We start from the raw sequence: 13,300 nt of genomic DNA, 5'->3' as shown, positions 1-13,300 counted from the left end.
GGCCTCCGGGGGACCGGCCGAACGGCTACTGGTCTCGGCCGCCACCGGCGTGAGGCCTCAGTTGCGGGCGTTGAGCTCCGTGACGATGGAGGCCGGCGTGTGGCCGCTGCTGTCGGATGTCCGGTGGAAGTCGACCGAGACGAAGTTCGGGTCGCGGCCGCCGGCCGCCGGGCGGCACTGTCCGTTGATTCGGTCCCGCAGTTTGGCCCCGTTGTCGAGGGCGGCGTTGATGAGCGTGGGCACGTTCCGATGGTGGCTCATGGTGAAAAGCCGCCGGAAGCCAGTCTCCTGACGGTCCAGCGGTACGTCGGCCCACCGGCTCACGCAGGAGACGTCGTTGCCGAGGTCGCCGAGGCTCCAGAAGTTGCTGACGGTCCAGGCCCTGTCGTACATGACGCCCAGGTGCTCACGGTCAGGCGCGTCGCTGAAGATCAGCAGGCGTTTCCCGGAGCCGACGAGGTCGGTCATCCTCGGCCACCCCTGTTGGCGTACGTTCCACGCGTCGGGCCGGAAGAGCAGCTGCTCGAGGCCGCGTACCCGGCCGAGCGCGCTTCCCAGCTGCTGGGCGCTGACGTAGTCCTCCAGGAAGATGGTCGCCACCTCCTGGGGATTCGCCGCGAGGAAGTCGACCACCGTCTGCATGCTGTTCTGGAAGGACTGCCGAGGCAGCGCGTAGGTGACCCCGGCGAAGGTCTTGCACTCGCCGTGACAGAGGTAGACGTCGCTCGGGTAACAGTCGCTGCCGAAGCTGATGACGCAGAGCCAGGTGCTCCGCTCGTACCAGTGGGTGTCCAGGCTCAGACCGCGCACGCCGTTCTCGAGCTGGTGGCGAATGGATTCGGACTGCGACACCGAACTCCACCGGGAGTCCTCGTAGTTGGTGAACGCGTTGTGGGCGCCGAGGAAGGAGACCTGGTCGAGTCGTCGGTCGCCCCAGCGCGCCTGGGCCTGGGCCACGGGGTCGCCGTTCGCCGTCGCGGCCGTCGCGGCCGTCGCGGCGGAGCGGGCCGGTGGAGGCGGTGCGGCGCCGGCCGGGGACGGTGCCCCGAGGCTCAGCAGACTCAGCAGAAGGAGGAGGGTGAAGGAGAGCCGGACGGGTCTCCTCGAGGACGTGGTCCCGACCGACCGCGGTCCGAACCGCGGGGCCGCGCCGAGGCGGGTGCCCCATAATGACATGTTCACGTTCGGCATGGACGTGAGCGTAGCGTGCCGACAGCCGATTCGACCCTGTTTGATACGACGCGGTCTCCCGCCGCTCCCGGCGGCATCGACGAGCGGAGCCAGGGGCCGCCGCCGGCCCTCGGCGAGTCACCTCCGCGGCCTCCGGCGGCCGAAGGTACTGAACCACCGGTCAGCCGGACGCATCCTGAACGCCTCCCGCCGACGGGCGCAGGACTCCGGGCCGCCGCGTACGGCGTCCGCGGCGCCGGCCGGCACGCGCAGGACGCGCGCGGACCCGTGACCGTACCCGATCCGCGACGAGCAGTGCCGGTCCATCTGCCGTCACCGCCCGCGTGGTGGACCGGTGGACTTCCCGCTCAGGCAACCCGGGTCGATTTCCTGGCGTCCAGCTTGGTGACGGAGGGTTGCCGAGCAAGTGGGAGCGCACGTGGCGAAGAATGACCAGACGGCCGAGGCGGCACGGGAGAAGGACCGCGAGAGGTGGATGGCGCGGTTCCAGGTGCGGCTGGCCATGCAGCCCGGTGTGGACCGGCCGATCGTGCTCCAGGCGGTCAAGGACGTCACGGCGCATTGCGCGGAGACGGGGGAGCACCCGAGGGATGCGTTCGGCGACCCGGATGCCTGCGCGGTGGAGGTGGCTGGACGGTTGGTGCCGCACGACCGGGCCGCGCGCGCGAGGCGGCGCGACGGTGGGCTTGCCGCGCTCGAGGCCGTCGTCCAGAGGATCAGGGACGCCACTGGACTCTGACGGCCGCGGAGGTGGGTGTCAGGGCGTGCGGCCGCTCGCTGCGAGGGCGCGGGCGAAGGCGGGGGCGTCGGATTGCACCGGAACCGGGACGGCGAAGCCCTCGTACGTGCGGTACATCTCGGCATAGCGCTCGACGACGTCGAGGAGGTAGGTGCCGGTGTCCTCCGGCAGGGTGAACGCCTGCCCGGTCGAGCGGGCCAGGTCCCAGCCGTGCAGCGCGAGTTCGGCGACGAGCATGGCGGCGATCTCGCCGGCGGGCATCATGTTGCCGCCACCGAGGTCGATGTCGCCGTCCCACGCCTCGGGCTTCGCCCAGGCCGTGAGCGCCCGGTCGAGCTGAGCCGCGTAACGCTCGGGCCAGTCGGCGTCGGCGGTGAAGTCGCGCGCGACCAGCTCGTCCGGGAGCTGGGTGCGCGAGGCGCGGTGTTCGAGGCCGTGTGCGGTGTAGAGGACGAGGTGGTTCGCGAGCTCGCGAACGGTCCAGCCGGCGCAGACGGAGGGCCGGTCGAGCTGCTCCGGGCTGATGCCACGGGTGGCCCGGGCGGCCTCGGCGGCGGTGCAGGCGAGGTGTGCATGGATCTCGTTCATGCAGCCCACGCTAGGGACTGTGCCCGCGTCGGTCTTGAACTTTCGCGACACGTCATCGGATGGGGCCGCGCCGGCCCGCGTCTTCTGCGACCAGCACTTCGGGCGGTACGCGAAGGGCAGCTCGCGGACCGCTGCCCCGGCCGACAACCACCAAGCCCTGCTCGACGCGCCTTCCCACCCGGCCGACGACGACCAGGTCGTATCTGGTGAATGCCATGTCGGTGTACTGCGAGGGTGTCTCCCACCCGGACCCTTGGGCCGGGGACGTGCCGACGACGACGCGAGGCACGTACGAGCAGCGACGTGCTCCTGCCTTCACAAGTGCGGCAGGCGATGAGAGAAAAGGAGCGGGTCCGAGGGCGTAGCCTGCCCCCGGACCCTGTGGATGCCGCTCACATCACACGTCGGCACACTTGAGAACCCGGGTCATTCGTCATTGCGTCGCGTCCTGCCTTTGGACCACCGCCGATCGAGCTCGGCGGACCAGATTCGAACTGGCATTTCGACGCACCAGGGCCCGGGCCCGGTCGATCCGGCGATGAGCGGCGCATGCTGAGTCTGGAGCAATAGTCTGAGATTGACCGCGGTCTGCCTCTGCCTGGTTGGGCCATCCCGGCAGGAAGTGCCGGGAGGAGGACTCGAACCTCCACTGGAACCGCGGATGTCACGACAAGGCTCAGCTTCAGCTTTGCGCTCCTCGCGCACCCCGACCGCTCTGCGCGACCGGGGAGTCTGTGGTGCCCCGGCTAACCGAACAGGTAGCCGAAGACTGCGTCGCCGACCCGCTGGTCGGTGACCTCGGAGCCGTTCGCCTCCTCACGGGCGAACTTCACCGCCTGCTGGAGCTTCTCCACCCGCTCCAGCAGTTCGTTGACACGCCGGGCGGGCAGCGCGCCCGAGAACTTCACCGTGGTCCAGTAACCGACCGGCACGTCCTCGTAGTACACCTCGACCTGCGCCGGGTGCTTGTCCGTGGCCTCCGCCTTGACGTGGTTGCGCGGCACCTTCTTCGTACGGACCGTACGGACGACCTCGGTCTTCCACGAGTCGGTCGAAGGGTCCTGCGTCCAGGACTCGGCGGCGTCCAGCACCGGAAGCTTGCGGACGAAGGTGTTGATGTCCGTCAGCTGCTTCTCCAGGAAGAGCAGGTAGGCGACGGGCACCCGTTCCACCAGCACCCGTCCGTCGACCATGACGTCGGCGCGCGCCTCGCAGTTCGCCCAGTCCTTGGTGGCCGTCACATCGAAGAGCCGTGTCAGCGCCCGCGCGGTGTCGCGCAGCGCGTCCTCCGCCTTCACCTGCACGAGCGTCGACTCGGGCGGCAGCTGCTCGCCCTCCTCGTCCTTCGGCTGGTACGTACGGGAGATGCCGGCGAGCAACGCGGGCTTCTGCAGGCCGTGGTGGGCCGCCGTCAGGTCCTGGTGCGCCCTGGACTTGACGCCCTTCTCCACTGCGATGATCTGATTGAGTTTCGTTGCCACGTCGCCGACTCTAGAACGAGCAGGGACGACTGATCGAACGATTTTCCACCGCGAGATTCCGGAAGCCGGGCGACCGCCCCGCCGAGATCACCGGATTGCCGGCTCCCCTCCCTAAGCTGGCCCCACGCGTACACGCGGTGGTTCGGCCTGGCCGGTCGCATGGACGGTGGTGGCGTGGGTGACAGTGGAGTGGTGATGCGACTGGGTTCCGGAGGCCCGGAGGAGCCGGGGGACGACGCCGACGGGTTGTTCGGCATGGGCGACCTCGCCGCCGCCGCAACGCCGACCGAAGGTGCGGACGGTCGGCGGTTCCACGACGGGCCGCAGGCGCGCAGGCTGCTCGACGTGGAGGAGATCCACGCCGAGCCGGCCGCCGCGGACTCGTTGCGGGGGCGGCAGATCATCGCGCGTTTTCCCGAGGCGCGTCTCATCGAGACGGCCTCCCACTGGCGCATCCCGCACCTGCACGGAAACGAAGGAAACGTGGAGCGGTGGGTGAGGGTCAAGCGGGAGACCCTCGTCCTGGGTGAGCGGAAGTCCTTCGGCGTCCGGCCCAACGGCCGCTCCGCCGACTGGATCGCCCCGGGACTCTCCAACGGCTGCGCCATGGCCTGCGCGTACTGCTATGTCCCGAGGCGCAAGGGGTTCGCGAACCCCATCACCGTCTTCACCAACGTCGAGCGCGTCCTGAGCGTTCTGGGCCGCCACATCGCGGGGTTGGGACGCAAGGAGGAACCCAACCAATGCGATGAGCACGCCTGGGTGTACGACATCGGGGAGAACGGCGACTGCTCGGTCGACGACCTCATCAGTGACAACACCGCCGACCTGATCCGTACGTTCCGGCGCTGGCCCACGGCCAAGGCCTCGTTCGCCACCAAGTTCGTCAACCCCGACCTGCTGCGACTCGATCCACAGGGCCGTACCCGGATCCGGTTCTCCGTCATGCCGCCCGACGACTCCCGACTCCTCGACATCCGGACCAGTCCGGTACCGGACCGTATCGCCGCCGCGGCGGATTTCCTCGACGCCGGGTACGAGGTGCACTTCAACCTCTCACCGGTGGTGATCCGCCCCGGCTGGGAACAGGCCTGGGGCGATCTGCTCCGGGCCATGGACGACGTACTCCCGCAGCGGGTCAAGGACCAGGCGGCGGCGGAGATCATCCTGCTGACCCACAACCAGGACCTCCACCAGGTCAATCTCGGCTGGCACCCGCGCGCGGAGGGTGCTCTGTGGCGTCCGGACATCCAGCAGCCGAAGCGCTCCGAGAACGGCAGCTGGAACGTGCGCTACCGCAATGCCACCAAGGCGCAGGCCGTCGACGCACTGGCCCGCCTGATCGAGGACCGAGCCCCGTGGATGCGGGTGCGCTACGCCTTCTGACCCTGGCCCCACGATGGGGCGGTAACGGCAGGTTCCGAAGAGAGGGCCCCTGTTTCGCTGGTGTCGGCCGCCCGTCCCCGTGATTCCGGGTCGCGATGTGGGTGGGAGCAGGTCATGGGTCGTACGACCGCGCCGGAGCCGGGATCGGCTCCGGCGCTTCAGGGTCGCTTCATACGACGTCGGCCTCCGAGGCCAACGGAACCTCGCCGGCGGTCTTGCTGAAGCCGAGGGCCTCCGCGATCCGGCCCTCCGTCACGCGCATGACGTTGACGCCGTGCACCCACTGGTCGGTGCCGTCCCCGAAGCGATAGGTCCACACGATCGTCGCGCGGTCACCCGCCACGATCACCTCCTGCGGGGTGAACTGCGTGGCGGGGTCGTCGACGAGGGCCGTCCACCACTCCGTACAGGCTTCTCGTCCGACGACCCGCTCCCCGCTCGGCGCGGGCTGGACGCTCTCCATGACGCAGTCCTCGGCGACCAGATCGGCCAGGAGGGCCGCATCACGCTCGGTGAACGCGCGGTTGAAACGGTCGATGACTTCGGCGGTGCTGCGCACGGACATGACGCCTCCTCGAACGAGATAGACCAGTCGATCTACTGTCTGCAGAAATAGATAGACCGATTGATCTATCGCGTCAAGCGCTGGCACAATCACGCCATGACCGCTTCCGTCAGACCCGGCCCCCGCGAACGCCTGCTGCTCGCAGCCCAGGAGCTGACCTACACACACGGTGTCGGTGTCGGCGTGGACAGCCTGCTCAAGGCGGCGGACGTCGCGCGCCGTTCCCTGTACGAACACTTCGGTGGCAAGGACGGTCTGATCGCCGAGGTCCTGCGCCGCAGCACCGCCGAGGACGTGGCGAAGTACCGCGCCACCATGGACGCCGCAGGCGACGACCCGCGGACGCGGCTTCTCGCGGTCGTCGACCAGCTCGGCCGCATCGCCGCAGGCCCGGACTTCCGCGGCTGCCGCTACCTCGCCGCCGACCTCGCGCTCACCGACCAGGAGCATCCCGGCCACGAGGTGACACGGGCCTACCGGCATACCCTTCACGGTCTGTTCACGGACGAGTTCACCGCCCTCGGGCACCCGCGCCCCGCCTTCGCCGCCGACCAACTGCTCATCCTCGTCGACGGCCTTCTCGCCGCCGGTGCGGCTCGCCCCGAGGACCGCCCGCCCGCCGCCGCGGCCCGCGAACTCGCCGAACACATCGTCGACGCCGGGCTCCCGGCCGCTGCAACCGCGGACCCGGCTACAGCGCCGTGAGGGCGTATCGGAAGCCCCGACCGACGATTTGGCCGGCGGCACCCCGCTCCACAGCCAGGGCCCGACCGGCACGTGCCATGGCGAGCGGCCCGCACCGCGTCAAGAGGGTGCGGGCCGCTCGGCCTCTCGTAGGGCCTCCGGGAAGACGCACGGTTTCTTCGGAGGCAGTCTGCGACGAGTGGATGGCACTGTCGCGAAATGCCTGAGCATGACCGGGCGCTGCCTGAACCTGACCGGGCGCAGGCTGTCCCACTTCGGCAGGAACACCAAGTGATCCGCCTGACGAACGGCGATTGCTGCTCAGACCGACCGGGACCTCGACGCGGTCAGGTGGGCGAAGACGACGACGTTGGCCGAATATCCGCTCTTCTTGTCGAAACGCCCGCCGCAGGTGATGAGTCGCAGTTCCGCTCGGCCCCTGGGCCCGTACACCTCGTTGCTGGGAAATGCTTCCTTGGTGTACGTCTTCACCTCGTCGACGGAGAAGACGGCGACCTGGCGATCGGCACGGGTGACCTCGACCGCGTCCCCTCGCCGTAGCGCCTTGAGGTTGAGGAAGATCGCCGGTCCCGTGAGGGTGTCACGGTGGCCGACGAGCACGGCTGTGCCCACTTCCCCGGGTGCGGGCCCGCGGCGGTGCCAGCCCACCGTCATCGGCTTGCTCAGGGGCGGCGCCCCCAGCCGCCCCTGGGAGTCCAGGCCCAGAGGACGGATGGGAGCCTCGATGAAGATGACGGGTACGGCGACGGTCGTCGGCGGTGAGCGCACCAGGGGCGGCGCCGGCGCGGTCCGCTGCGACGGCGCGGGCGGGGTGCCGCCGCCCGCGCCGTCATCCGCGCGGACAGCGGCAGTCGCCGCCCCGGGCTCGTCGGACGACCCGGAGCAGGCGGACAGGATGCCGCCCAGCACGCCGAAGGTCACCGACAGTGTCATGCTGAGACGGACCATCCGGCTCGGCCCCCGCCGCAGGGGCCGCGGAGGCCGACAGTGAGCGTTATGCCTCGTTACGGGCACGGCGCATCGCGGACCGGCGGACCATGACCAGCGCCGCCACCGCGGCCGTGATACCGGCGGTCACTCCGACGGTGGAGCCGATGCCCGAGTCACCCTCGGCGCTGAGGCTCTCCAGGTCCGGGACGCCGCCACCGCCCGCGGGTACCGCACCGGACGGCTGGCGGGCGTCGGAGCCCGGACCGATTTCCGCTGCCGGGCTGCCGCTCGGGCGCGCCGGGCGCTGGGGGCCCTGACCCGAGGCGCGGGTGGCGCAGTCGACCTTGAAGCTCCGGTGCTTCGGGCCCGCCGGGACCGTCCACACCAGCTGGTACGTGCCCTCGGGGAGCAGATAACGCTCGCTGCGTCCCGCGCCGTTGATCAGCGGCAGCGTGCTGACCAGGGTGTCACCGGGGGGCGTGGTCGGCGGCTGCGCCGTGATCGTCCACGGGACTGCCGGAAGCGACTCGAAGTTGTTGGCGACCAGCGTGAACGCACAGACCTGGACCCCGTCCTGGCCCTGCGAGTGCCATCCCGCCGATCGGACGTTGAGGTCGCCGCTGTCTCCGGGAGCGGCATGGGCGGCCGGCGCCCCGGCCAGGGTGATTCCGGCGACGGCCACTGCGGCAGCCGCGGTGGCACCGGTACGGACGCCGCGCAGGCGGAGCGAGGTGGACAGAGACATGGTGAGCTCCTTCGAGGTGGTCTGATTGTCATACTTATGAGCCTCGGCTCATCAGAAGTCATGAATCGGCGAGAACGACGGAGGCGGCGCCCTGAATCGCCAGAACCACCTGACTGGCGGACAGGCGCGATCAGGGGCCTGACCAGGAGCGGGAGCGGTCCTCCGGTCTCCGGTCGTCGGGCGAGGGGAGGGGGCGGAAGCCGCCTGCCGGTCATGGATGCGGCGAAGGGAACCGGCCGGACCGGGACCACTGGCAGCACCTCTGGTCCCGGACCCCCAGGGCACCCTTCCGTGGCGACGGCGGAACTCCATACCCCTGGAAGGGCCGGCGCGAGCAATGCAGCTGCGGAGTCGTGTAGTTGACACCTTGACCAGAGGAGACGCCCGGGCAGAAGGGCAGGCTGGGAACGCATGAGGACCGAGACCACTCTCACCGCGCTCCGACGGGTCACGGGCCGCCCGCTGCAACACGAGACGCAGGCGCAGGACCGCCTCACCAGTCCAATCGACCCCGCACAGTTGTCAGTTACGCCGTCTGCCGCCGCATGGCAAACGGCGGTCCACGACTTTCCACCGGCGCGATCAGCCGGACGAAACGTCGTACGGCTGCCACGGCCCGGGCGAGCCGTACGTGGACGACCTCAGCCGGAGCAGCGTCGTCAACGGCGCGTCCGCAGGCCGTGGAACGCCTCTCTGGTCAGCGGTTTCGCGGCCGGCGGAAGAAGCGGGAGCGGCGGCGGGGACGGCGTGCCCGCTGTGCGTCGCGAAGCCGGGGGAGGGGCTCCGTGCCGGCCCATGGGCCGTCCGGCGAGAGCACGGGAGCCTTCCGCGCTGTCTGGGTCCTGATCTCGTGGTACGACTCGTGCGCGGTGACGCGGAAGGCCTCGTCGTGCGCCGCCATCGCCGCGCCGATCGCCACGCCGGCCGTTCCCCGGCGGCGCGCCACGGCCGCGAGCCCGGCCAGCAGGCCCGCGGTCCCGGCGAGCCCGGCCGCGACCACGAGCAGCGGGAGGTAGTCGTCCATGGCCCCAGGGTACGAAAGCGCCCCATGTTCGGGGCGAAGAGGGGCGGTGGGGCCTGACGAGTGCCGCGCCGGCCTCGGCGGGCGGGCCCTGGATGCCGCTACCGATGTCTGCCGCTCGGCCCCCGCTTCCGACGGCGCCCCCGCCGCCGCCGACACGTGGCTGTCAGCGTCTTCGAGTAGGTTCTGTCCGTCCGGCCTGGCAGGTGGGTCATTTGAGCTGAGGGATTCGTCGTAGTGAGCATCTACCTGCACTTTCGTGCCGTGGCTGAGTCCGAGATCCGGGAGGACCACACCTGGCTCGCTGCGTTCATGTCTCAGGCTTGGGAAAACGATGAGGCCGAGTACGCAGCGGGCGTCGCGCACTCGATCAACACGAGGCTCATCCTTCGGCAGTGGCTTCCTCGCCACCGACCCTGTCGAGAGCCGTCAGCCCCTCGTTCCAGCGGGCGCGGCGCTCCGGTTCGGGCTGGTCCCACCACGGCGTTCCGCGCTCGCCGAGAGCGACCTTCGCGGTGTGCACACGGGCCCGTGCGGCGCGTTCGGCCTCCGCGTCCTCGGCGCGCCGAGCGGTGGCCACAGCACGACGCGCCGCCATGAGGTGAGAACGCAAGCGTGCGGCGACGTCGTCAGGAACCTCGGGATCCGTTGCCCGCCAGCGCCTGCCGTTGATGATCACGTACCGTCCGTCAGAGGTTCTGCCGGGTTGCCGCTCATCAGCCGTCACCTGTCCCAGCCTGGCACATCGACGGTGCCACGCGACCTGAAGAGGCGGCCGGGAAAAGACGTGGGCGCGGCGGCGTGCACCTGGCGTGCGCCCCGGGCGCCTAGCCTCTGTCGCTGACTGGGGAGCATGGCCACGGACCCGCGGGGCAGACGGGAAACATGCCTGTCCTCAAAACCAGCGTCCTCGTCCTCGACTCCACCGACCCGGAACCCCTCGCGCGCTTCTACGCGGCCCTGCTCGGCGCCACCGTGCAACCTGCGGGAGACGACCACGACCTGCTCCTCGTCTCCGGCCACACCGGAGTGGTGCTCGGCATCCGCCGTGACCTCGGGCAGGCGCCGCCGAGTTGGCCGCGCCCCGAGGACTCCCAGCAGGCTCATCTGCAGATCTTCGTGACCCCGGACGCCCTGGACGAGGCGGAGCGCGAGGCCGTCTCGCTCGGGGCTCGCCCCATCGCCGCCGAGCGCGACGGAACTCGGACCGACCGGCGGACGGACGTGCGCCGGTACACCGACCCCGGTGGTCACGCCTTCGTTCTTGCCACGATGTCCGCCATCGATTCCGGCCCGCCCCGGCAGGGTTCCTGACCTTTGGAAGGGCGCCTGCTGTGCGAGGTCGGCGCCCGGGCCTGGTCCGCGGATCTGTGGATACGAGCCGCGGACCCGCGGCCACTCGGCTTCCGTGCCTACGCCCCTCCTCGACCAGCTCCTGTCCGGTCCCGGCTCCCGGCGCCCCTGGCCCCGCCACCCTGGCAGTCGATTCCGAGCCGCATTGGGGTATCCGCCCCGACCGGCCCCCAGGTACCTCCGGCGATACCGCCATGACCCCGGACGGCCGAGGCCACCGCGACCGCCGACACTCCCCACCCCCGGCAGCTCCTCGTGCCCCTCCACGACGGGGTCGAGACCGGATCCCCTGAGCTCTTCGGCTTCCGGAACTACGAACCGCGCATCGGGCACGCCGGTGGATGGCCGAAGGCGCCTGCCGCCCGCCACAGTGCGCCCCTGGCCATCAGCGGAGTCGTCGTCGAAATGTCAGTCCCACATCGGGAGCGACGCGAGGGCGACAGCCGCTCTGTAGGGCTGGGTGGTCCCGTCACATCGGGTGGCGATGCCTCGTCGCGCTTGAGGCGCCTGAAGCACCGCCGCACGATGTCGTGATGTCAACGGGCCACGGCCTCGATGAGGGAGAACGGTGCGGCTTCCGTGAGCGGGGTGACCGAGGTGAGGGACAGGCCCGCCCTGTGGCACACCTCCTCGAACTCCTTGCGGGTGCGCTCTCTGCCGCCCACGTTCACCAGCATGTTGAGGTCACTCAAGTACGTGACTCCGCCGTCGGTGACATCGGCATCCGTGCCGGTGCCGACGACCTCGGGAAGTACGGGCTCCACGATCAGAACGAGACCGCCGGGCGGCAGGACCTTTCGGCAGTGGCTCAGGATTGTGGCCGCCTGGTCGTCCGTCCAGTCGTGCAGAACGCTCTTCATCAGATAGAGATCCGAGCCCTCGGGGACCGAACGGAAGAAGTCCCCGGCGATCAGCGAGCATCGCCCGTTCAACCCGTGCCGCGCCATGGTCTTCGGCGCCTCGGCCAGCCCCTGCTCCGTGTCGAAGACCACGCCGGTGAGACCCGCGTGGGCGCTCAGCACACCGGCCAGAAGGGTTCCCTCACCGCCACCGACGTCCGTGACGGTGGTGAACCGGCTGAAGTCGAAGGCGTACGGCAGCGCGGCGGCGGTCTCCGAGACGGCTTGGCTCATCGCCGCGTTGAACTGGGCGGACAGAATGGGGTGCTGGGCGAGATGGCTGAAGAAATCCGTGCCGAAGACGGTGTCGAACGCGATGTCGCCGGTGCGGACACTGTCGTCCAGGTGCTCCCAGGCGCGTACGATCGCCGGCTCGGTGAACATCCCCACGAACGACGTGAGCGAGTCGGGGTGGCCGGGGTCCAGGAGCGCGCCCGTGGGGGTCACCGAGAACGAATCGGGGGTGTGTTCCCGCAGCAGGCCGAGCCCGGCGAGGGCGCGCAGCAGCCGCGTCATGGGCTGGGGCTCGGCTCCGGCGTCGACGGCGACATCGGCGGCTCGGCGTGGCGTATCGCCCATCAACTCCACGACCCTCAACCGGACCGCGGCGCGCAGGGTTTGCGCGGCCATGCTCCCGAACGCGAGCCTGACAATCACGTCCCGGTCGGCTGTGCCTGCTGCTCGGACATCGGTGTTCGCCATCTTGTTTCCTTTCTTCGTGGGGTCGTGCGCGTATGAACGGGCGCGGGCGCCGGTGGGTGTAATTGGTCTCTCGGGCGTGGGCACGGTCATCCGACGGACGTGGCCCTGTCGGCCAGTGCGCCCGGCGTGCATCCGGCGAGGGCCAGCACGTCGCGATGGAGATGGGGCTGGTCGGAATATCCGCACGCCAGGGCGACGTCGCTGGGACGCTGGCCCGCGCGGAGCGCTCGGGCAGCGTGGTCGAAGCGGACCAGCATGGCTGCGCGCTTGGGGGTGAGGCCGATCTGAGCATTGAACCTGGACCACAGCCGTTTGCGGCTCCATCCGCAGGACGCGGCGAGGTCATCGACCCGTATCCGGCCCCGCCGGGCCACGATGGTGTCCCAGACCGCGCCGACCTCGGGCGACATCGACGGTGCCCCCGCAGCCCGCTTCGTGAGGAACTCGTCCGTCAGCGCGAGGCGTTCGTGCCATGTCGTGGCGTCGGTCAGCTGTTCGCGGAGGCGTCGCTCGTGTCGCCCCCACAGGTCCTCGAGAGCGGTGACGGACCCGTCCAGTTCACGCGGGGAGACACCCAGCAGCCCATAGGCGGCTCGGGGTGACAAGCACACTTCGACGCACTCGATCCGCTCGCCACGGATGCGGGCCGGGCCGGGGGAGAGCGAGGCGACGAGGCTTCTCATCGGCTGGTGTCCGGTGGCACTCTCCACCGCGACCGGGTTGCCCCCGAGCTCGATCACGACGACCACGGTGGGCTGGGGAAGCACCCGTAGATTCAGTCCAGCGGCGATACGGTCACGGAATCCGGCAATCCGGACGCCGTCGAGGGATGCACCGCCCAACGGATGGGCGACCTCCCAGCCGCTCTCGGCATCGCGATCCTTGAGGGTGGCCCCCTCTTCGTGTCTGCGCATGCCTCTACCGTCGCCGACGTCAAGTGGCCTTGTCTTGTACGAAAGTTCCACGGGTTCGGCAGACAGGTCCCGCCGATTCTG

14 protein-coding genes are annotated in these 13,300 nt (G+C 70.0%); 4 read left to right on the top strand and 10 right to left on the bottom strand.

Features of this window, described 5'->3' with window-relative positions; genetic code table 11:
• Positions 1-57: 57 nt before the first annotated feature.
• Positions 58-1,191 (bottom strand): PI-PLC domain-containing protein, encoded by a 1,134-nt coding sequence (locus IE311_RS29920; protein WP_189834962.1) that lies wholly within the window; start codon positions 1,189-1,191, stop codon positions 58-60.
• Between the two features lie 418 nt (positions 1,192-1,609).
• Here IE311_RS29920 and IE311_RS29915 point away from each other — a divergent pair, with 418 nt between their 5' ends.
• Positions 1,610-1,930, top strand: coding sequence for a hypothetical protein (locus tag IE311_RS29915; protein WP_189834961.1), 321 nt, complete (start codon positions 1,610-1,612; stop codon positions 1,928-1,930).
• 18 nt (positions 1,931-1,948) lie between these two features.
• On the opposite strand, the gene IE311_RS29910 is transcribed toward IE311_RS29915, so the two are convergent.
• A complete protein-coding gene (locus tag IE311_RS29910; protein ID WP_189834960.1) occupies positions 1,949-2,518 on the bottom strand; it encodes a TIGR03086 family metal-binding protein in 570 nt (189 codons plus the stop codon).
• Positions 2,519-3,264: 746 nt separating this feature from the next.
• Positions 3,265-3,999, bottom strand: coding sequence for a DUF7873 family protein (locus IE311_RS29905; RefSeq protein WP_189834959.1), 735 nt, complete (start codon positions 3,997-3,999; stop codon positions 3,265-3,267).
• Between the two features lie 195 nt (positions 4,000-4,194).
• On the opposite strand from IE311_RS29905, the gene IE311_RS29900 reads away from it, so the two are divergent.
• The gene (locus tag IE311_RS29900) at positions 4,195-5,385 is read left to right on the top strand and encodes a spore photoproduct lyase family protein (protein WP_189834982.1); all 1,191 of its coding nucleotides are present in this window, start codon (positions 4,195-4,197) and stop codon (positions 5,383-5,385) included.
• A gap of 169 nt (positions 5,386-5,554) precedes the next feature.
• Here the strand turns inward: IE311_RS29900 and IE311_RS29895 are convergent, their stop codons facing one another.
• The gene (locus tag IE311_RS29895; RefSeq protein WP_189834958.1) at positions 5,555-5,950 is read right to left on the bottom strand and encodes a nuclear transport factor 2 family protein; all 396 of its coding nucleotides are present in this window, start codon (positions 5,948-5,950) and stop codon (positions 5,555-5,557) included.
• Positions 5,951-6,046: 96 nt separating this feature from the next.
• Here IE311_RS29895 and IE311_RS29890 point away from each other — a divergent pair, with 96 nt between their 5' ends.
• Positions 6,047-6,655: a TetR/AcrR family transcriptional regulator gene (locus IE311_RS29890; RefSeq protein ID WP_189834957.1), complete on the top strand. Its 609-nt coding sequence runs from the start codon at positions 6,047-6,049 to the stop codon at positions 6,653-6,655.
• Positions 6,656-6,955: 300 nt separating this feature from the next.
• Here the strand turns inward: IE311_RS29890 and IE311_RS29885 are convergent, their stop codons facing one another.
• The 4 genes from IE311_RS29885 to IE311_RS29870 all read right to left on the bottom strand — a co-directional run bounded on the left by IE311_RS29885 (position 6,956) and on the right by IE311_RS29870 (position 10,078).
• Positions 6,956-7,588 (bottom strand): class F sortase, encoded by a 633-nt coding sequence (locus IE311_RS29885; RefSeq protein WP_189834956.1) that lies wholly within the window; start codon positions 7,586-7,588, stop codon positions 6,956-6,958.
• A gap of 61 nt (positions 7,589-7,649) precedes the next feature.
• Complete coding sequence (locus tag IE311_RS29880; RefSeq protein ID WP_189834955.1) at positions 7,650-8,330, bottom strand: hypothetical protein; 681 nt, start codon at positions 8,328-8,330, stop codon at positions 7,650-7,652.
• A 697-nt stretch (positions 8,331-9,027) separates the two neighbouring features.
• Positions 9,028-9,354 (bottom strand): hypothetical protein, encoded by a 327-nt coding sequence (locus IE311_RS29875; protein ID WP_189834954.1) that lies wholly within the window; start codon positions 9,352-9,354, stop codon positions 9,028-9,030.
• A gap of 379 nt (positions 9,355-9,733) precedes the next feature.
• Positions 9,734-10,078 (bottom strand): hypothetical protein, encoded by a 345-nt coding sequence (locus IE311_RS29870; protein ID WP_189834953.1) that lies wholly within the window; start codon positions 10,076-10,078, stop codon positions 9,734-9,736.
• 158 nt (positions 10,079-10,236) lie between these two features.
• Between IE311_RS29870 and IE311_RS29865 the strand changes: the two genes are divergently transcribed.
• Positions 10,237-10,665 (top strand): VOC family protein, encoded by a 429-nt coding sequence (locus IE311_RS29865; RefSeq protein ID WP_189834952.1) that lies wholly within the window; start codon positions 10,237-10,239, stop codon positions 10,663-10,665.
• 575 nt (positions 10,666-11,240) lie between these two features.
• On the opposite strand, the gene IE311_RS29860 is transcribed toward IE311_RS29865, so the two are convergent.
• Positions 11,241-12,305, bottom strand: coding sequence for a methyltransferase (locus tag IE311_RS29860; RefSeq protein WP_189834951.1), 1,065 nt, complete (start codon positions 12,303-12,305; stop codon positions 11,241-11,243).
• 86 nt (positions 12,306-12,391) lie between these two features.
• Positions 12,392-13,219: a helix-turn-helix transcriptional regulator gene (locus tag IE311_RS29855; RefSeq protein WP_189834950.1), complete on the bottom strand. Its 828-nt coding sequence runs from the start codon at positions 13,217-13,219 to the stop codon at positions 12,392-12,394.
• Positions 13,220-13,300 lie beyond the last annotated feature (81 nt).

The sequence above is a fragment of the Streptomyces zaomyceticus genome (assembly GCF_014656215.1).
Taxonomy (GTDB): domain Bacteria; phylum Actinomycetota; class Actinomycetes; order Streptomycetales; family Streptomycetaceae; genus Streptomyces; species Streptomyces zaomyceticus.
Note: the sequence above shows the minus strand (reverse complement) of the source record. Positions and strands in the feature narration are given on the sequence as shown.